A 17,787-nucleotide genomic window follows, 5' to 3' on the forward strand; every position below is an offset into this window, starting at 1 on the left:
GCCCACCCAGCGTCATTTGCACTAATCGGCCAGTATTTGCCCGCCCACAGCAACAAAGCGGCGGTGGCATTTATCAATAGCGCAGCGTACTGCCTTTGGTGCACAGGCTAGTTAACGGGCACTTGGCGCGGCTTTTGATTTTGTACATAATCAACAAAAGGAGATCGCCATGCCCGCCTGCTACCTGCCCCACCCCGCCGCCACCGCCTGCCCCCTGCCGCTATACGGCAGCCGGGTGCCGGCAGGCTTCCCCTCGCCTGCCGACGACTATCTGGAAGGCCAGCTGGACCTGAACCGCTACCTGATAGACGACAGCGCGGCCTGCTTCATGGTACGGGTCAGCGGCGACAGCATGCAGGGCGCAGGCATACTCGATGGCGACCTGCTGGTGATCAACCGCAGCCTGGCCGCCCGCCACGGCCACATCGTGCTGGCGGTGGTAGAAGGCGACTTTACCGTGAAGCGCCTGCACCAGCAGGGCGGCCGCACCGCGCTGCTACCGGACAACCCCGCCTACCCGCCCATCGACATCGGCCCCGGCCAGGAGCTGCACATCTGGGGCGTGGTGAGCGCCTGCGTGCGGCGCCTGCTGCCATGAGCAGCCTTGCCCTGGTAGACGGCAACAGCTTCTATACCAGCTGCGAACGCGTGTTCCGCCCCGACCTGGCCGGCAAGCCCATCATCGTGCTAAGCAATAACGACGGCTGCGTGGTGGCGCGCAGCGCCGAAGCCAAGGCGCTGGGCATCCCCGGCTTTGCGCCTTACCACCAGGTAGAGGCGCTATGCCGCCACCATGGCGTAGCGGTGTTCAGCTCCAACTACGCCCTGTACGGCGACATGAGCCGGCGCATGATGCAGGTGATTGCACGCTGGGGCGTCAGCCAGGAGGTATACAGCATCGACGAATGCTTTCTTGGCCTGGATGGCATCACCGATCAGCGCCAGCATGCGGCCAACCTTCGCGCCGACGTCCTGCTGCGCGTCGGCATCCCCTGCTGCGTGGGCATAGGCCGCAGCAAAACGCTGGCCAAGCTGGCCAACCACGTAGCCAAGACACGGCCGCAATGCCAAGGGGTATTCGGCTGGGACTGGCTGACACCGCACTACCAGGACCTGCTGCTGAGCCGGCTAGCCGTGGGCGAGGTATGGGGCATAGGCCGGCAGCTGGCCAGCCGCCTGGCCGCCTGCGGCATACACAGCGCACTGGCGCTCAAACACGCCGATGCGGCCAACATCCAGCGCCAGTTCAATGTGGTGGTAGCCCGCACCGTGGCCGAGCTCAACGGCGAAGCCTGCATCGGCCCCGACGACATTCACGCCGACAAACAGCAGCTCATCTCCAGCCGCAGCTTTGCCCGGCAGGTAAGCGACTTCGACACCCTGGCCAGCGCCATCAGCCACCACGCCGCGCGCTGCGCCGAAAAGCTGCGCCGCCAGCACGGCCTGGCCAACCTGGTAGGCGTCAGCATCCGTACCAACCGCTTTCGCGAGCAAGATCGCCAATACCGTGGCTGGATTGTGGTCGCCCTGCCCGGCCCCAGCAGCGACAGTGCCGACCTCACCCGCGCGGCGCTGGCCGGCCTGCGCCAGATTTATCGAGAAGACTGCAGCTACAAAAAAGCTGGCGTGGTACTGATGGGGCTAGGCAGCACCACACATGGCCAGCAAAGCCTGCTGGGCAGCGCCGCCAACCCGCGCCGCCAGCAGCTCATGCACACGCTGGACCGCATCAACCGCCAGTTTGGCCATGGCACGCTCAGGTTGGCCGCAGAAAACCTGCACGACGGCTGGGCCATGCGCCAGGAGCTGCGCTCGCCACGCTGGACCACGCAATGGGACGAGCTGCCACGGGTACGCTAGGGCGCAGCGCATCAGTTGAGAAAAAGTAAAAGTTTACATAAGAAAGTGATGATTTAACTCACACATCATCCTGTCGCAAGCTAGGGCCTGTTAACGCTATTTTTGATACGGCGGCGCCTGTCAGGCGGCAATATGCGAAAAACCGCAGCAGGGCAACCCCTGCCAGCACCGTTTGACAAAGCATTGCCCCGCATGACGAGCGCCCGCCTGCCGCACAGCGCACCACCGCCACAGGAACCACCATGAACGCACGCCACCAGCCCGCCAGCCAGCCACGCAGCCCCTCCTACTACAGCGCCACCCTCACCCAGGAAAGCGATTACCCCACGCTACAAGGCACCGTAGACGCCGATGTGGCCATTATCGGCGGCGGCTTTACCGGCGTGGCCACCGCCGTAGAGCTGGCCGAGCGCGGCCTGCGCGTGGTGCTGCTGGAGCAAAACAAGATAGGCTGGGGTGCCAGCGGCCGTAACGGCGGCCAGGTGACCGGCAGCCTGTCCGGCGACGGCGCCATGCGCCAGCAGATGCGGCCAACCCTGGGCCAGGACGTAGACGACTTTATCTGGCAGCTACGCTGGCGCGGCCACGACATCATCCAGCAGCGTGTGGCGCGCTACGGCATTGCCTGCGACCTCAAGCACGGCCACCTGCACGCCGCCATGAAGCCCGCCCACATGGCCGAGCTGCAAGCCAGCTACCACGAGGCTCAACGCCGTGGCATGGGCGACGACGTGACCCTGCTGGACGCCGCCGGCGTGCGCGAACACCTGGCCACCGACCTGTACTGCGGCGCCCTGAAAAACCGCCGCAACCTGCACCTTCACCCGCTCAACCTGTGCCTGGGCGAAGCCCGCGCCGCCGCCAGCCTGGGCGCACAGCTATACGAACACACCGAAGTGCTGGACATCGTGCACGGCAGCCGCCCCGCCATCGTCACCGCGCAAGGCCGCGTCAACGCCAGCCACATCCTGCTGGCCGGCGACGTGTACCACAAGCTGGCGCAAGACAAGCTGGGCGGCAAGATCTTCCCCGCCATGGGCGGTATCGTCACCACCCGCCCGCTGGGCGAGCTGGCCCGCACCCTGAACCCGCACGACCTGGCGGTATACGACTGCCGCTTTGTGCTGGACTACTACCGCATGACCGCCGACGGCCGCCTGCTATTTGGCGGCGGTGCCAACTACAGCGGCCGCGACTCGCGCGACATCGCCGCCGAGCTGCGCCCCTGCATAGAGCGCACCTTCCCGCAGCTGAAAGGGGTGGAAATCGACTACCAGTGGAGCTGCGCCATGGGCATTGTGGTGAACCGCATCCCGCAGCTGGGCAAGCTATCGGACAACGTATGGTACTGCCAGGGCTACTCCGGCCACGGTGTGGCCACCAGCCACATCATGGGCGAAATCATGGCCGAAGCCATCACCGGCACCCTGGGCCAGTTCGACACCTTTGCCGCCTGCAAACACATCCGCGTACCGCTAGGCAGCAAGCTGGGCAACCCGCTACTGGCCGCCGGCATGTGGTACTACCAGATGCTGGAAAAGCTGCGCTAAGGCAGGCTGCCCCTGCCCGCAACCCCAGTACGCTGCACCACCAGAAAGACCCGCCCACATGCAAACAGCCCCCGTCTGGCGTGGCCAGAGGGGGGCTGTGGCGGGCCAGGCACCGGCTACGCAGTGCCCTGGCTAGCGGGCATTAACCGACGATCGCGCTGGCATCCACCACGCCAGCTTCGTGGGCTTGTACGTCGGCGTGGTAGCTGGAACGCACCATGGCGCCGACGGCGGCGTGTTTGAAGCCGATGTCGTAAGCCTTGTTCTCGAAGGCTTTGAACAGGTCCGGGTGTACGTAGCGCAGTACCGGCAGGTGGCCGTCGGTAGGCTGCAGGTACTGGCCGATGGTGATCATGTCGATGTTGTAACGGCGCATATCGGCCATCACTTCGTACACTTCTTCGTCGGTTTCACCCAGGCCGACCATGATGCCGGATTTGGTCGGCACGTCCGGGCACAGGGCCTTGAACTGCTTGAGCAGCTCCAGCGAGTGGATGTAGTCGGCACCCGGGCGAGCCTGCTTGTACAGGCGCGGCGCGGTTTCCAGGTTGTGGTTCATCACGTCCGGCGGGGTTTTGCTGAGGATATCCAGCGCTACGTCCAGGCGGCCGCGGAAGTCCGGCACCAGTACTTCGATCTGGGTATCGGGCGACAGTTTGCGGATTTCACTGATGCAGTCGGCAAAGTGCTGGGCACCGCCGTCGCGCAGGTCGTCGCGGTCTACCGAGGTAATCACCACATAGCGCAGCTTGAGCGCGGCCACGGTTTCGGCCAGATGGCGCGGCTCGTTCACGTCCAGCGGGTTCGGGCGGCCGTGGCCTACGTCGCAGAACGGGCAGCGGCGGGTGCAGATGTCACCCATGATCATGAAGGTGGCGGTGCCTTTGCTGAAGCATTCGCCGATATTCGGGCAGGTGGCTTCTTCACAGACAGTGTGCAGCTTCTGCTCGCGCAGGATCTGCTTGATCTCGTTGAAGCGCTGGCCATTGGGCAGCTTGGCGCGAATCCACTCCGGCTTTTTGAGCTTTTCGTCCAGCGGCACGATCTTGATGGGAATGCGTGCGGTCTTGTCGGCGCCTTTGTGTTTTACGCCTGCCTGGTTGTCCAGTTTCATGCTGTCTCCTTCATCACCGTCAGGTTGCGCTCCAGATGGGGCAGCAGTTGTGCGGCGGTTTCTGCCACGGTAAGGGTGGCTCCGTGGTGTTTGAGTTGCGTCACCTTGAGGCCGGCATAGCCGCAAGGGTTAATCCAGCTGAACGGTGTCAGGTCCATGTCCACGTTCAGGCTTAGCCCGTGGTACACCGCACCGTTTTTGATTCTTAGCCCCAGCGAAGCGATTTTCTCGCCCGCGACATACACCCCCGGCGCGTTGACGTCGCCGTAGGCGGTAATGCCCAGTTCGGCCAGCAGGTCGATGACCGATTGCTCGATACGACGCACCAGCTCGCGCACGCCAATGCCCATGCGCTTGAAATCGATCATCAGGTACACCACCAGCTGGCCGGGGCCGTGGTAGGTGACCTGGCCGCCGCGGTCGCACTTTACCACCTCGATGCTGCTGGGCATGATCAGGTGTTCCGGCTTGCCGGCCAGACCCAGGGTGTATACCGGCGGGTGCTCCAGGCACCACAGCTCGTCTGGCGTGGTGTCGGTACGGGCTTCGGTAAACGCCTGCATGGCGTGCCAGGTGGGCGTGTAGTCAACCTGCCCCAGGTGTTTGACGATGCGGCTCATGTTTTACAGGGCCCACTTCACCAGCGGGTGGCCGGACAGCGCGCGGTAGATGTTGTCCAGCTGCTCTTTGGACGTAGCGGTAACGGTCACGGTCAGCGACACGTATTTGCCACTGGAACTGTCGCGCGACACGATATGCGCCTGCTCCAGGTCTGGCGCGTGCAGGCGCACGACGTCGAAGATGGTAGGCAGGAAGGCGTCGGTGCGCTCGCCCATTACCTTGATGGGGAAGCGTGCCGGGAATTCCAGCAGGTCTTTGATATCGCTTGTCGGGTTGCTCATATGCACATCCTGAATACAAAAAGGGTTGGCCGCATACATGCGGCCAACCATTCAAATTACCAGCCCAGCCACAGCTTGATGCTATCCCACAGGCGGCTGAAGAAACCGCCCTCTTCCACTGCCTGCAGCGCGACCACAGGGCGCTCCAGCACCACTTTGCCTGCCAGGCTCACGGTCAGCTTGCCGACTGTCTGGCCGGCGGCTACCGGGGCAATCATGGGCTGCGTGGTGGTCAGGTCGGCTTTCAGCTGGCTGGCCTGGCCTTTGGGCACGGTGATGTACACGTCGCTGGCAAAGCCTATCGGCAGCTTGCTGCTGGCGCCTTTATAGACGGCTACTTCCGATACCGGCTTTTTGGCGTCGTACAGCTTGGGCGTTTCAAAGAACTGCAGTGCGTAGTTCAGCAGCTTGGAGCTTTCCACCGCACGGGCTTCGGGGCTGGTGGTGCCTACCACGACCGATACCACACGGCGGCCATCGCGTTTGCTGGAGGCAATCAGGTTGTAGCCGGCGCTGGCGGTGTGGCCGGTTTTCATGCCGTCTACGTTCGGGTCGCGGTACAGCAGCAGGTTGCGGTTTGGCTGGGTGATGTTGTTATAGCTGAACGACTTCATCGAGTAGATGGGGTAGAACTCGGGGAAGTCATGAATGATGGCGGTAGACAGCGTGGCCAGGTCGCGCGTGGTGGTGTAGTGCTCCGGGTGCGGCAGGCCGGTGGAGTTCTTGAAGCTGCTGGCGTTCATGCCCAGGCGCTTGGCCTCGGTTGTCATCATCTGCGAAAACACTTCTTCGCTACCGGCAATGGCTTCGGCCAGCGTGACGCAGGCATCGTTGCCGGACTGCACGATCATGCCTTTGATAAGGTTGTCCACCGACACCGGCACTTTCGGGTCGAGGAACATGCGCGAGCCTTCCTGCTTCCAGCCCACCTGGGACACGGTCAGCATCTGGTCCAGCGTCAGGCGCTTTTCCTTCAGCGCCTTGAAGGTGAGGTACGCCGTCATCAGCTTGGTCAGCGACGCAGGCTCGATGCGGGTATCCGGGTCGCGGGCGGCAACAACCTGCCCGCTGTAAAAATCGGTAATAAAGTAGGCCTTGCCGGCGATTTCCGGCACAGGGGGCACAAACGGCGTGGTGGCGTGTGCGAGGGTGGACAGCGACAAGGCTGCCGTCAGCAAAAGCGAGGTGGTTTTTTTCATTGAAACAATAGACGGTGGGTTTGTCGCAAAACAGCCGGGCATTATACACGCCGGGCCAGCGGAGGTTGCGCCACGGGATACAAAATATTGCCCGCATAGTACCGGCGCCAGCGGGTGGCAGCCCGCACTACAGAGCCTTTTATACCCTTCGCAGCTCGCTTAGTTCCTGTTACTCTGCCCTTTCAGGGACAAAAAAATTACTCGGAATATATCGCCATGCCACACCCCAAGGACTATCTGGAGCGCATCCTTACTTCCAACGTCTACGACGTTGCCATCGAAAGCCCGCTGGAGCTGGCCACCAACCTAAGCCGCCGTACCGGCAATACCATTCTGCTAAAGCGCGAAGACTTGCAGCCGGTGTTCTCGTTCAAGCTGCGCGGCGCTTACAACAAAATGTCCAAGCTTACCCCCGAGCAGCGCGCGCGCGGCGTGATTACCGCCAGCGCCGGCAACCACGCCCAGGGCGTGGCGCTATCGGCCAGCAAGCTCGGCTGTGAAGCCACCATCGTGATGCCCGCCACTACCCCGGCCATCAAGATCGACGGTGTTACCCGCCGTGGCGGCAAGGTGGTACTGGCTGGCGAATCGTTCAGCGATGCCTTCCAGCACGCCATGACGCTGGTGGAAGAAACCGGCAAGACCTATATCCCGCCGTTTGACGACCCGGACGTGATTGCCGGCCAGGGTACCATCGGCATGGAAATCCTGCGCCAGCACCCGGGCGATATCGAGGCGGTATTCGTCGCCATCGGCGGTGGCGGCCTGGCCGCTGGCGTGGCCAGCTACATCAAGCGCCTGAAGCCGCAGATCAAGATCATCGGCGTGCAGCCGGTGGATTCCAGCGCCATGAAGCAGTCCATCGACGCTGGCTACCGCGTGGAGCTGAAAGACGTGGGCCTGTTTGCCGATGGCGTGGCGGTAAAGCTGGTGGGCGAGGAAACCTTCCGTATCTGCCGCGAGCTGCTGGATGAAATCATGCTGGTGGATACCGACGCCATCTGCGCCGCGATCAAGGACATTTTCGAGGATACCCGCTCCATTACCGAGCCGGCCGGCGCACTGGCCGTGGCAGCGGCCAAGGCCTATGTAGAGCGCGAGGGCTGCAGCGGCAAAACGCTGGTGGCCATCAACTGCGGCGCCAACATGAACTTCGACCGCCTGCGCCACGTGTCCGAGCGCTCCGAGCTGGGCGAGCGCCGCGAGGCGGTGATTGCCGTGACCATTCCCGAAAAGCCGGGCAGCTTCAAGAAGTTTTGCAGCGTGATCGGCAGCCGCAATATTACCGAGTTCAACTACCGCTTTGCCGACCCCGGCACCGCGCATGTCTTTGTGGGCGTACAGATTACCGGCCGCGAAGACGTTGGCCGCATCGTGGCCGACCTGCAGGCCAACGAGCTGGACGGCCTGGACCTGACCGACAACGAGCTGGCCAAGCTGCATATCCGCCACCTGGTAGGCGGCCATGCGCCACAGCTGAAAGACGAGCGCGTGCTGCGCTTCGAGTTCCCCGAGCGCCCGGGCGCGCTGATGCGCTTTCTGGAAGCCATGCAGACCGGCTGGAACATCAGCCTGTTCCACTACCGCAACCACGGTGCCGACTACGGCCGCGTGCTGATCGGCATCCAGGTACCGCACGAAGACAACGCCGCGTTCCAGACCTTCCTGGCGCAGCTGGGCTACCCGTGGGTAGAAGAAACCGACAACCCGGCCTACAAGCTGTTCCTCGGCAAGACAGTACGCTGAGGCTCACGTAAACTTGCGGCCAACCTTTTATTAAAGGTTGGCCGCATTTCTTTGGAGAACGCTTGCATGATCAAGGCAGTATTGTTTGACCTGGACGGCACCCTGGCCGACACCGCCCGCGACCTGGGCGCCGCCCTTAACCGCCTGCTGGCCGAAGAAAACCTGCCGCCACAGCCCTACGAAGCGGTGCGCCCCATCGCCAGCCACGGCGCGCGCGGCCTGGTGAGCCTGGGTTTTGGCATAGACAAAACCCACCCGCGCTTCGAGGAATACCGCCTGCGCTTTCTGGAGCAGTACGACCACGATTTTTCCAGCCACACCACGCTGTTTGACGGCATCAACGAGCTGATCCTGGCGCTGGAGGCACGCGGCCTGCAGTGGGGCATCATCACCAACAAACCCATGCGCTTTACCGACCGCCTGGTGCCGGTACTACCGTTTGCCACCCCGCCAGCCGTAGTGGTCAGCGGCGACACCGTGGGCATCGCCAAGCCGGACCCGGCGCCCATGCTGCACGCCTGCCAGCTGATCGACACCGACCCGCGCCACTGCCTGTACGTGGGCGACGCCGAGCGCGACATCCAGGCCGGCCGCGCCGTGGGCATGAAAACCGTGCTGGTGAACTGGGGCTATATTGCCGACAGCGACGACACCGCCAGCTGGCAGGCCGATATCACCATCAACCAGCCAGGCGAGCTACTGGCTCACCTGTAAGCACCCGACAGATAGCATGGCGCGGCGCACACCACCCGCGCCACCGCCATGCCACAGCAAGCCGAGCCTTTGCTGCACAAAGCAGTTACAAGTTTTACAATTGTCATTTTATAATTGCAGCGAATCAATTTTGGCCATCCGCCACCGCCCGCCATGCACGCCAAACGCCTGATAGCCCTGACACTCTGCCTAGCCGGCACCAGCCATGCCGATAGCAACGACTGGCAATACATCATCAAACCAGGCGATACGCTATGGAGCATTGCCCGCGCCCACCTGGGCAGCCTGGCGCATGCCCCCGCACTGCAAAAGCTGAACGCCATACGCAACCCGTACGCACTCAAACCGGACACCACGCTGCGCATCCCGCTGCAGCTGATGCGCCAGCACGGCGCCAGCGCCACCGTCACCGACCTGGTCGGCGAGGCCACACTGGACGGCCAGGTACTGGACGCCGGCAGGCGCTACCCGCTGGAGGCCGGCAAGATTATCCGCACCGGCCCTAACAGCGCACTGAAGCTGCTGATGGAAGAAGGCAGCCTGGTGAGCATTGGCCCCAATGCCCGCTTTATTATCAAGGAAGCCACGCACTTCCCCAGCACCGGCGCCAGCACCACCTGGCTCAGCATAGAAAGCGGCAGCCTGGACAATAGCGTGGTGAAAAACCCGCTCATGCAAAACCGGCATACCATCCAGACCCCCAGCGCCATCACTGCAGTACGTGGCACCGGGTTTCGTGTGAATGTGGCCGATAGCGACAGCTCGGCCACCGAGGTAGTAGAAGGCCAGGTAGAAGTGAGCGGCCACAGCGGCAGCCAGGCCGTGGCGGCAGGCTTCGGCAGCGTTACCCGCCGTGGTGAAGCGCCCAGCGGTAGCATCAAACTACCCGCCGCCCCCGACCTGAGCCCGCTGCCAGCCGTGCAGGCCTTTTCGCCCGCCATATTGCAATGGGTGCCTGCCGAAGGCATGGCCGCCTACCAGGCCAACCTGATGCGCACCCAGCCTGGCCGCCGCATGGTGGACGACAAGCTGCTAAAAACCGCACAGTGGTACCCCGCACTGGAAAACGGCCAATACCAGCTTACCGTGCGCAGCCAGCTGCCCAACGGGCTGCAGGGCTACCCGGCAAAGCAAGACTTTGTCGTACACGCCCACCCCACCCCGCCGCTGGTCATGAGCCCGGCAGATGGCAGCCGCCTGGCGGGCCGCCAGGTCACCTTCCGCTTCAGTGGCGACAACGGCACACGCTACCGCGTAGCGCTGTCGCGCCAGCCAGACATGCAGCAACTGGCTACCAGCTGGGATATCAGCCAGCCCGACACCACCCGCCAGCTGGAAGACGGTGGCCAGTGGTACTGGCAGGTAGCCCGCCTGGACAAGCAAGGCAAGCCCGGCCCCTATAGCCAGACCTACAGCCTGCAAGCCGATGCCGGCCTGTGGCGCGCCAGCTACCAGCGCGGCATGCAGATCAGCGGCCGGCCTTACCCGCTGGCCAATGCGCGCTACCAGCTTACGCTGCAGCTGCTGGGCCGCGACAGCCAGGCCTTTGTCTACAGCAACGACAAGCCCGCATGGCAAGACAGCGAACGCCTGTTTAGTGGCCGCTACCGGGTAAGCTACAAAGTCAGCACGCCAGATGGCTACCAGGCCACCGAACTGGAAGACATTCTGCTGGTCGACTAGCCATGCCCACCCCCACATCACGCACCCTGCCTGGCATCCTGCTGCCACTCGCTGCCGTCTGGCTAGGCATGGCCCCCTCGACACTGGACTACCGCGTACAGGACCTGATCAACCAGGCCCTGGCACCGGACGCCAGCGAACAGATCGTGATTGTGGCCATCGATGAAAAAAGCCTGGCCCAGCTGGGGCGCTGGCCCTGGCCGCGCGAGCTGCTGGCCGACGCCATCGGTAAACTGGGCCACGCCCGGGCCGTGGGGCTGAACCTGCTGCTGGCCGAGCATTCCGAACACCCGGAATCCGACCAGGTACTGGCGCAGGCCATTGCGCAAAACGGCAAAGTCTACCTGCCCGCCTTCCCCGAGCCGGATGGCAACACCCTGCGGCCAACCTTGCCCTTGCCTATGCTGGCCCACGCTGCCCGCGGCGTAGGCATAAGCGACTTTCCGCCAGAAAGCCATGGCGAAATCCGCCGCACCTACCTGGCCAGCGGGCCCGGCGACACGCGGCTAGCCTCGTTTGCCGCCCTGGTGGCCGGCCAGCCAGTTGCCACCACCACAGGCACCGGGCAAGGCGACTGGAGCCGCAGCCAGCCCCGCTTGCTGCCCTATCTGGCCAGCGACACGGGCTTTACCACCCTTTCCATGACGGTGCTGCTATCGTCCAGCCAGCCAGACCCGCGCCTGCAAGACAAAACCGTGTTTATCGGCGTAACTGCCGCGGGCAGCGGCGACGAGCACTTCACCGCCATCCAGCGCAGCCAGCCCAAAACCAGCGGCGTCTTCATCAACGCCGCGCTGGCACAAGGCCTGCAGCAAAACCGCCTGGCCAGCCCCCTGTCACCGGCCTGGCGTGCCGGCTTGTTACTCGGGCTGGCGCTAGGCTGGCAGCTACTGGCCAGCCGCCGCAAAAGCCAGCACCCCATCCGCCAGGCCGCGCTGTTTGTTGGCGCCATGCTGCTGGGCGACACCCTGCTTTACCAGCTGCTGCACATCGAGCTGGGCACCGCCACACTCGGCCTGCTGATCTTGCTGGCCGCCGCCAGCAACTTCTTCCTGCTGCAAAGCCACTTCAAGAAGCTGGCTTTTACCGACAAGCTTACCGGTCTGGCCAACCGCCACCACTTTGACGAACGCATTGTGATGGCACTGCAGCACAGCCAGCTGGAGCAGCAAGCACTGGCGCTGCTGATTCTGGATGTAGACCATTTCAAACGCTACAACGACCACTACGGCCACGCCGCCGGTGACGACATCCTGCGCCAGATCGCCCAGGTGATTGCCAGCATGGTGCGCAACCCGCAAGACACCGTGGCGCGCATTGGCGGCGAAGAATTTGCGCTGCTGCTGCCCGATACCTCGCAAAAGCAAGCCGAGGCCATCGCCAACGAGCTGCGCTTTCGTCTGCTCAGCCGCCAGATTCCCCATCACAGCAGCCCGCTTGGCCGCGTCAGCTGCAGTATCGGCATCTATGCCGGCACACCCGAGCCGGACGCCACCGTGCGCAGCATCTTCGAGCAAGCCGACCAGGCCCTGTACCAAGCCAAACGCAACGGCCGCGACCAGGCCTGCGTAGCCGACGGCCTGCTGGCCACCCGCGTCTAATTCACCCAGCCGGCCACGGCCTGCGGCCAACCTTTTACCCGCCACCACCATGAAAAATGCCGCCGCGGCTTGCACCGGGGCGGCATGGCTAGCAGGCTAAACGCTGCTTAGTTTTCTTGCTTGGACATACGGCGACGCTCGTGCTCTTGCAGGAAGCGCTTGCGGATACGGATGGATTTCGGGGTGATTTCCACCAGTTCGTCGTCGTCGATGAACTCTACGGCCGATTCCAGCGTCAGCTTGATCGGGGTAGTCAGACGCACGGCTTCGTCAGTACCGGAGGCACGAACGTTGGTCAGCTTCTTGCCTTTCAGCGGGTTAACCACCAGGTCGTTATCACGGCTGTGGATACCGATGATCATGCCTTCGTACAGTTTGTCGCCCGGGGACACGAACATACGGCCGCGATCTTCCAGGTTCCACAGTGCGTAGGCTACGGCTTCGCCGTTATCCTGCGAGATCAGCACGCCATTGTGACGGCCTGGCAGGTCGGCTTTTACCGGACCGTAGTCGTCAAATACGTGGCTCATCAGGCCGGTACCGCGGGTCATGGTCATGAAATCGGACTGGAAGCCGATCAGGCCACGTGCCGGAATGTGGTATTCCAGACGGGTACGGCCCTGGCCATCCGATTCCATATTGGTCAGCTCGCCACGACGACGGCCGATTTCTTCCATCACGCCGCCCTGGTGCGAATCTTCCAGGTCGATGGTCAGGTTTTCGTACGGCTCGCTCTTCTCGCCGTCGATGTCCTTGAACACCACGCGCGGCTTGGCTACAGCCATTTCAAAACCTTCGCGACGCATGTTTTCCAGCAGAATGGTCAGGTGCAGCTCGCCACGGCCGGATACACGGAACACGTCGGAATCTTCGGTGTCTTCAACACGCAGGGCCACGTTGGTCAGCAGCTCTTTGGTCAGACGGTCGCGAATCTGGCGGCTAGTTACGAACTTGCCTTCGGTACCGGCCAGCGGGGACGAGTTCACCATGAAGTCCATGGTCAGGGTAGGCTCATCCACCGACAGCATAGGCAGGCCAACTGGCTGCTCTTTGTCGCAGATGGTCACACCGATACCGATATCCTCGATACCGGAAATAATAATGATGTCACCAGCTTCGGCGCTTTCTACCGGTACGCGGTCCAGACCCTGGTAACCCAGCACCTGGTTGATACGGCCCGAAGCCACCTGGTCGTCATGGTTCATCACCACCACAGCCTGGCCTGGCTTGATACGGCCGTTCAGTACGCGGCCCACACCCAGGCGGCCGGTATAAGTAGAGTAGTCCAGTGCAGAAATCTGCAGCTGCAGCGGCGCGTCCGGGCTACCCGGTGGGGTAGGCACGTGCTTGAGCACGGTTTCGAACAGCGGGCGCATGTTGTCGGACTCTTCTTCCAGCTCCAGCTTGGCAAAGCCGTTCAGGCCGGAAGCGTAGATGATCGGGAAGTCCAGCTGCTCGTCGGTCGCGCCCAGCTTGTCGAACAGGTCGAAAGTCTGGTCTACCACCCAGTCAGGGCGTGCGCCCGGGCGGTCTACCTTGTTGATTACCACGATAGGGCGCAGGCCCAGGGCCAGGGCTTTCTTAGTAACAAAGCGGGTTTGCGGCATCGGGCCTTCTACAGCATCCACCAGCAGCAGTACGCCATCCACCATACCCAGAACGCGCTCTACTTCACCGCCGAAGTCGGCGTGGCCCGGGGTGTCAACGATGTTGATATGCACGCCTTCGTAATCGATGGCGGTGTTCTTGGCCAGAATGGTAATGCCGCGTTCTTTTTCCAGATCGTTGGAGTCCATTACACGCTCGTCAACCTGCTGGTTTTCGCGGAATGTGCCGGACTGGCGCAGCAGTTGGTCAACCAGCGTAGTCTTGCCGTGGTCAACGTGAGCAATAATGGCGATGTTACGAATTTGTCGGGTCATGGGGATACGTCATTTTAAAAAGTCGCGCGGATTCTACCATGCCGCGGCCAACTCTACAGTTCTCACGTGATTTTTTCTGTACACTGGCGCCGTTTTCTAGCAAGAAAGAACACATATGTACGACTGGAACGCACTGTGGCACGCCCACCTTGACTATCGCACCAGCTACGGTGCGCCAGACACCGACATAAACCAGCTGGCCAGCCAGCTAAACGGCATACTCAGCAAGAGCGCGCGCGACGCACACGACCTGGCCGTGTACGACACCGGCAGCAGCTACACCCTGCTGCGCCACGACAACGGCCTGCAGATCATGACCCTGGCCAAACAGCACCTGTTCGACATCGCCATCCGCCTGGTGACCGCCGACGAAGGCCAGGCACTGGCGCTGCCCTACCTCGAAGTGCTGGTAGACAACCTGGCCACCGAAGAAGAAGGCATCTGGCGCGCCGAAGTCAGCTGCACGGAAGACGGCGAGCTGGCCGCCAACGGCGCCCTGCTCCACCCCGACGAGCCGCCCGCCATGGCCTTTAATCTGAGCTTTGCGGCCAACCCGCAATTTACCCAAGCCCTGCAGCAAGCCTGGCAAGAAGCCGCCGAAAGCCTCACCCTGGACGCCGCCGCCTGGTACAACGCCGAAGCACTGGAAGACGCCCCGGCCGAGCCGCCGCTCGACGCGCGCATCCAGGAAATGTGTGACCGCTACGCCGAAATCATCCGCCGCGAACAAGCCATGCTGTCGCGCCGCTTCAGCGACAACGAGCTGCGCCTGGTAGCCGAAGTATTGCGCAGCACCCGTTTTGAAACTGCCGAATCGTGCCGCGGCCTGTGGCTGGCCGTAGAAAGCCGCATCCTGCACGACGAGCTGGACCAAAAACACCAGGCCGACGGCGACGCCCTGCTGGAGCGCCTGAAAGCCCTGAGCTACACCCAGGAAGTGGCCCTGATCGAAGCGCTGTCCCCCGTACAATAAGCCCCGCACGCTAGCGCCCGTGCGGGAATGGCGCTATACTCTGCACTCTTATCTGGGGGCGACCTGGTTTCGACGGGGGTTGCGAAGCGGATGAGGGCATACCGGGATTTCAGTCATCCCGTTAAACACTGAATTTTTTTAGTCGCAAACGACGAAACTTACGCTCTAGCTGCTTAATCGCAGCTAGACTCTACAGCAGCTTGCTGATGGGCTGTGGGGGCAACCCCGGTAGAGTCATTTCACATCAGATCGCCTTTGACCGGGTTACTTGATCAGAGGCTAAACTTAAGGTAACTCGCCAATACCCAGCCTGTCCGTCGGCGTGGTAGCGGTTAAATCCAAATGACACGACTAAGTATGTAGATCTCTTCGTAGAGGATTTCCGGACGCGGGTTCGATTCCCGCCGCCTCCACCAGAACACTCAAAAGCCCTGATTTTTCAGGGCTTTTTTCTTTTAGTCCGACATTCTCGCAAATACTGACATCGACACTGACATTATGTAGCGTCGCGCGCATTTTGGCACATTTTCACGCCGCTTTTGTCACCTGCCGCGCCGGTCGCTTTGCTAGGGTATTGGCACAGCTAGCCGGTGCCACACCTTAGAACAATCCCCCCATCGCATCCGGCTCCCAGTTCAGTATCACCAGCTCCCTGCTGGTCTCCGGCGCGCCGTGCGTGTTGGCGGTGCTGTACTTGATATCCAGCCCTTCCATCCAGAAGCCCTTGAACGCCTCCCGTATGTCCGGATGGTCGTTAATGCTCACCATCACCTTGCCCTTGCAGCTACGCATGGCCTCGGCCAGTTGCTGGTATTGGTCAAAGTCGAACGGTACGCCGTAGCCTTCGGTTTGCCAGTACGGTGGGTCGGCGTAGAAGAAGGTATGCGGGCGGTCGTAGCGCTTCAGGCACTGCTGCCACGGCAGGTGCTCGATATTGGTACCGGATAGCCGCAGGTGCGCGGCGCTCAGGTTTTCTTCGATGCGGCACAGGTTGACCATCGGTGCGGTGGTGGCCGTGCCGTAATGCTGGCCTTCTACCTTGCCGCTAAAGGCATGGTGCTGCAGGTAGAAGAACCGCGCAGCGCGCTGGATGTCGGTGAGGGTTTCCGGCTGCGTCATTTGCTGCCACTTGAACACCTCGCGGCTGCTGAGTGCCCATTTGAACTGCCGCACGAACTCTTCCAGGTGATGCTGGATCACCCGGTACAGGTTCACCAGCTCGCCGTTTACATCGTTCAGCACTTCGCAGTGGGCGCGGCTATGGCGCAGGAAGTACAGCGCGGCACCGCCGCAGAACAGCTCCACATAGCAGTCATGCTTGGGGAACAGCGGGAACAGCTTGTCAGCCAGACGGCGCTTGCCGCCCAGCCAGGGGATGACCGGATTCGCATCCATCGGTGTGTCCTTGGCTTGGCGCTCGCGGGCGCTCTGTCGTTGAAAAGTGATTGATTGCACCGCAACGCGGGCATTTGATCGTGAGTCTGATGGCCAGCCCTTCGGCCAGCTTGCGATGGCAGGCATCGCAGCGCATGTCGTTTTTCATCTGCAAGTGTCAAAAATACCGCTAAACTTGCCGGGCTTTCAGCGCTGAAAGTGGCAGCCTAGGGGTGACTTGCAGGCTACATCTGCGGGTCAGCTAGCCGGTCGGGTGTTCGTAGCACCCGGCCGGTTGCTGTTCTCTGATTATTTCACTACACCTTCGTCTGGCTCGATGCTGCGTGCGCAGTGGCCTGGGTCGATTTGCTCCAGCAGCCGGCACAGCAAGCAGTAGCGCCACACACCTTGCTTTGCGCCTTTACCTGCACGGCTGCTGATGGTTTCGTCCTCGCTGCCGCCCATGGCGGCATTCAAGGTTTGGTCCGCCCCGACAAATACACGTACTGCACGGGTGCTACCCGCCAGCACCTGCAGCAGTGCCATCGCCAACGCCAACGCTACTGCCGTCAGGGCCGCCAGCCACAAGCCCAGCAGGATCAATCGCCCCATTGCACGGCCTCAATCTGGCTTGCCGCATCCGGCGCGTCCAGGTCGATAGCAGCCAGCACATCTTCCAGTGCCTGACGGCGGCCAATAATGGCTCCACTGGCGATGGCAAATGCGTCGGATTTCTCCCGCACCCTTGCGGCAAGCTCTGCCACGTCCAGGCCGCGTGCACTAGCGATGGCAGACAGTAATGGCACAGCCGCTGATACATCCTGCTCCAGGCTGCGTGCCTCGCGTTCTTGCTGTGGCCAGCTGTTGATCTCACGCTCCGGGTAGGCTGCCGTCAATGCCTGCAATGCGTTATTACTAGCGGCATTGATCAATGCCACCCCAGCCAGACGCAGCGCTTGCGGCTCTGGCGTCCCAGCCGGTAAAAACAGCTCCCCATCGTAGGTATCGCCGATGGCAACCTGCCCGACAGCCTCCACCACGTGGATACTCCCATCATCCCATTCGGCAAGGTCTGCACGTGTAAATAGCCAATGCACCTTGCCACCCACTACTTGCGCATAAGTTACGCCCGATTTTGCTTTAGCCATG

The 17,787-nt window shown here is 62.2% G+C and carries 17 protein-coding genes and 1 other RNA gene; 9 read left to right on the forward strand and 9 right to left on the reverse strand.

Translation table 11 applies throughout. The features are described from left to right. Positions 1–169 precede the first annotated feature (169 nt). The 3 genes from FLQ44_RS20910 (at position 170) to FLQ44_RS20920 (ending at position 3,410) form a co-directional block, all read left to right on the forward strand. Complete coding sequence (locus FLQ44_RS20910) at positions 170–598, forward strand: LexA family protein (protein WP_147695911.1); 429 nt, start codon at positions 170–172, stop codon at positions 596–598. Continuing rightward, positions 595–1,860, forward strand: coding sequence for a Y-family DNA polymerase (locus FLQ44_RS20915; protein ID WP_147695912.1), 1,266 nt, complete (start codon positions 595–597; stop codon positions 1,858–1,860). The genes FLQ44_RS20910 and FLQ44_RS20915 overlap by 4 nt, the downstream gene beginning before the upstream one ends. 242 nt (positions 1,861–2,102) lie before the next feature. Then, positions 2,103–3,410 carry an NAD(P)/FAD-dependent oxidoreductase gene (locus FLQ44_RS20920; protein WP_147695913.1) on the forward strand — a complete coding sequence of 436 codons (1,308 nt, stop codon included), beginning with the start codon at positions 2,103–2,105 and terminating at the stop codon, positions 3,408–3,410. A gap of 142 nt (positions 3,411–3,552) precedes the next feature. On the opposite strand, the gene lipA is transcribed toward FLQ44_RS20920, so the two are convergent. Genes lipA through FLQ44_RS20940 form a run of 4 tightly spaced genes read right to left on the reverse strand, consistent with a single transcriptional unit; the run spans position 3,553 to position 6,625 of the window. Then, complete coding sequence (gene lipA, locus FLQ44_RS20925; RefSeq protein ID WP_147695914.1) at positions 3,553–4,524, reverse strand: lipoyl synthase; 972 nt, start codon at positions 4,522–4,524, stop codon at positions 3,553–3,555. Beyond that, positions 4,521–5,144: a lipoyl(octanoyl) transferase LipB gene (gene lipB / locus FLQ44_RS20930; RefSeq protein WP_147695915.1), complete on the reverse strand. Its 624-nt coding sequence runs from the start codon at positions 5,142–5,144 to the stop codon at positions 4,521–4,523. Before lipB ends, lipA begins: the two co-directional genes overlap by 4 nt. A gap of 3 nt (positions 5,145–5,147) precedes the next feature. Then, positions 5,148–5,426, reverse strand: a complete 279-nt coding sequence (locus FLQ44_RS20935; protein ID WP_147695916.1) for an HP0495 family protein — start codon at positions 5,424–5,426, stop codon at positions 5,148–5,150. Positions 5,427–5,482: 56 nt separating this feature from the next. Beyond that, the gene (locus tag FLQ44_RS20940; RefSeq protein WP_147695917.1) at positions 5,483–6,625 is read right to left on the reverse strand and encodes a D-alanyl-D-alanine carboxypeptidase family protein; all 1,143 of its coding nucleotides are present in this window, start codon (positions 6,623–6,625) and stop codon (positions 5,483–5,485) included. 216 nt (positions 6,626–6,841) lie between these two features. Here FLQ44_RS20940 and ilvA point away from each other — a divergent pair, with 216 nt between their 5' ends. From ilvA to FLQ44_RS20960, 4 genes are all read left to right on the forward strand, one after another. Then, complete coding sequence (gene ilvA, locus FLQ44_RS20945; RefSeq protein ID WP_147695918.1) at positions 6,842–8,371, forward strand: threonine ammonia-lyase, biosynthetic; 1,530 nt, start codon at positions 6,842–6,844, stop codon at positions 8,369–8,371. 66 nt (positions 8,372–8,437) lie between these two features. Beyond that, the gene (locus FLQ44_RS20950) at positions 8,438–9,085 is read left to right on the forward strand and encodes an HAD family hydrolase (protein WP_147695919.1); all 648 of its coding nucleotides are present in this window, start codon (positions 8,438–8,440) and stop codon (positions 9,083–9,085) included. A 153-nt stretch (positions 9,086–9,238) separates the two neighbouring features. Beyond that, a complete protein-coding gene (locus tag FLQ44_RS20955) occupies positions 9,239–10,768 on the forward strand; it encodes a FecR family protein (RefSeq protein ID WP_147695920.1) in 1,530 nt (509 codons plus the stop codon). A 2-nt stretch (positions 10,769–10,770) separates the two neighbouring features. Further along, positions 10,771–12,369 carry a diguanylate cyclase domain-containing protein gene (locus FLQ44_RS20960; protein WP_147695921.1) on the forward strand — a complete coding sequence of 533 codons (1,599 nt, stop codon included), beginning with the start codon at positions 10,771–10,773 and terminating at the stop codon, positions 12,367–12,369. Positions 12,370–12,476: 107 nt separating this feature from the next. Here FLQ44_RS20960 and typA read toward each other — a convergent pair whose 3' ends face one another. Further along, positions 12,477–14,291 carry a translational GTPase TypA gene (typA, locus tag FLQ44_RS20965; RefSeq protein ID WP_147695922.1) on the reverse strand — a complete coding sequence of 605 codons (1,815 nt, stop codon included), beginning with the start codon at positions 14,289–14,291 and terminating at the stop codon, positions 12,477–12,479. A gap of 115 nt (positions 14,292–14,406) precedes the next feature. On the opposite strand from typA, the gene FLQ44_RS20970 reads away from it, so the two are divergent. Next, the gene (locus tag FLQ44_RS20970; RefSeq protein WP_147695923.1) at positions 14,407–15,264 is read left to right on the forward strand and encodes a hypothetical protein; all 858 of its coding nucleotides are present in this window, start codon (positions 14,407–14,409) and stop codon (positions 15,262–15,264) included. Positions 15,265–15,318: 54 nt separating this feature from the next. After that, positions 15,319–15,680: a transfer-messenger RNA gene (gene ssrA, locus FLQ44_RS20975) on the forward strand. Between the two features lie 184 nt (positions 15,681–15,864). Here ssrA and FLQ44_RS20980 read toward each other — a convergent pair. The 4 genes from FLQ44_RS20980 to FLQ44_RS20995 all read right to left on the reverse strand — a co-directional run bounded on the left by FLQ44_RS20980 (position 15,865) and on the right by FLQ44_RS20995 (position 17,786). Further along, positions 15,865–16,659 (reverse strand): DNA adenine methylase, encoded by a 795-nt coding sequence (locus FLQ44_RS20980; protein ID WP_147695924.1) that lies wholly within the window; start codon positions 16,657–16,659, stop codon positions 15,865–15,867. Further along, positions 16,607–16,807, reverse strand: coding sequence for a Com family DNA-binding transcriptional regulator (locus FLQ44_RS20985; protein ID WP_206209033.1), 201 nt, complete (start codon positions 16,805–16,807; stop codon positions 16,607–16,609). Before FLQ44_RS20985 ends, FLQ44_RS20980 begins: the two co-directional genes overlap by 53 nt. A 140-nt stretch (positions 16,808–16,947) precedes the next feature. Further along, complete coding sequence (locus FLQ44_RS20990; RefSeq protein WP_147695925.1) at positions 16,948–17,250, reverse strand: hypothetical protein; 303 nt, start codon at positions 17,248–17,250, stop codon at positions 16,948–16,950. Then, positions 17,238–17,786 (reverse strand): HI_1402-related protein, encoded by a 549-nt coding sequence (locus tag FLQ44_RS20995; protein WP_240801366.1) that lies wholly within the window; start codon positions 17,784–17,786, stop codon positions 17,238–17,240. The genes FLQ44_RS20990 and FLQ44_RS20995 overlap by 13 nt, the downstream gene beginning before the upstream one ends. Between the last annotated feature and the right edge of the window lies 1 nt (position 17,787).

It is taken from the genome of Vogesella mureinivorans (assembly GCF_007644035.1).
Lineage (GTDB): Bacteria > Pseudomonadota > Gammaproteobacteria > Burkholderiales > Chromobacteriaceae > Vogesella > Vogesella mureinivorans.

What these genes read in the sequence shown, in the direction of transcription:
- lipA (WP_147695914.1), bottom strand. Translation starts at nt 4,524, where the DNA reads ATGAAACTGGACAACCAGGCAGGCGTAAAACACAAAGGCGCCGACAAG.
- FLQ44_RS20960 (WP_147695921.1), top strand. Translation starts at nt 10,771, where the DNA reads ATGCCCACCCCCACATCACGCACCCTGCCTGGCATCCTGCTGCCACTC.
- FLQ44_RS20915 (WP_147695912.1), top strand. Translation starts at nt 595, where the DNA reads ATGAGCAGCCTTGCCCTGGTAGACGGCAACAGCTTCTATACCAGCTGC.
- typA (WP_147695922.1), bottom strand. Translation starts at nt 14,291, where the DNA reads ATGACCCGACAAATTCGTAACATCGCCATTATTGCTCACGTTGACCAC.
- FLQ44_RS20980 (WP_147695924.1), bottom strand. Translation starts at nt 16,659, where the DNA reads ATGGATGCGAATCCGGTCATCCCCTGGCTGGGCGGCAAGCGCCGTCTG.
- FLQ44_RS20955 (WP_147695920.1), top strand. Translation starts at nt 9,239, where the DNA reads ATGCACGCCAAACGCCTGATAGCCCTGACACTCTGCCTAGCCGGCACC.
- lipB (WP_147695915.1), bottom strand. Translation starts at nt 5,144, where the DNA reads ATGAGCCGCATCGTCAAACACCTGGGGCAGGTTGACTACACGCCCACC.
- FLQ44_RS20910 (WP_147695911.1), top strand. Translation starts at nt 170, where the DNA reads ATGCCCGCCTGCTACCTGCCCCACCCCGCCGCCACCGCCTGCCCCCTG.
- FLQ44_RS20920 (WP_147695913.1), top strand. Translation starts at nt 2,103, where the DNA reads ATGAACGCACGCCACCAGCCCGCCAGCCAGCCACGCAGCCCCTCCTAC.
- FLQ44_RS20950 (WP_147695919.1), top strand. Translation starts at nt 8,438, where the DNA reads ATGATCAAGGCAGTATTGTTTGACCTGGACGGCACCCTGGCCGACACC.
- FLQ44_RS20990 (WP_147695925.1), bottom strand. Translation starts at nt 17,250, where the DNA reads ATGGGGCGATTGATCCTGCTGGGCTTGTGGCTGGCGGCCCTGACGGCA.
- FLQ44_RS20995 (WP_240801366.1), bottom strand. Translation starts at nt 17,786, where the DNA reads ATGGCTAAAGCAAAATCGGGCGTAACTTATGCGCAAGTAGTGGGTGGC.
- FLQ44_RS20940 (WP_147695917.1), bottom strand. Translation starts at nt 6,625, where the DNA reads ATGAAAAAAACCACCTCGCTTTTGCTGACGGCAGCCTTGTCGCTGTCC.
- FLQ44_RS20935 (WP_147695916.1), bottom strand. Translation starts at nt 5,426, where the DNA reads ATGAGCAACCCGACAAGCGATATCAAAGACCTGCTGGAATTCCCGGCA.
- FLQ44_RS20985 (WP_206209033.1), bottom strand. Translation starts at nt 16,807, where the DNA reads ATGAAAAACGACATGCGCTGCGATGCCTGCCATCGCAAGCTGGCCGAA.
- ilvA (WP_147695918.1), top strand. Translation starts at nt 6,842, where the DNA reads ATGCCACACCCCAAGGACTATCTGGAGCGCATCCTTACTTCCAACGTC.
- FLQ44_RS20970 (WP_147695923.1), top strand. Translation starts at nt 14,407, where the DNA reads ATGTACGACTGGAACGCACTGTGGCACGCCCACCTTGACTATCGCACC.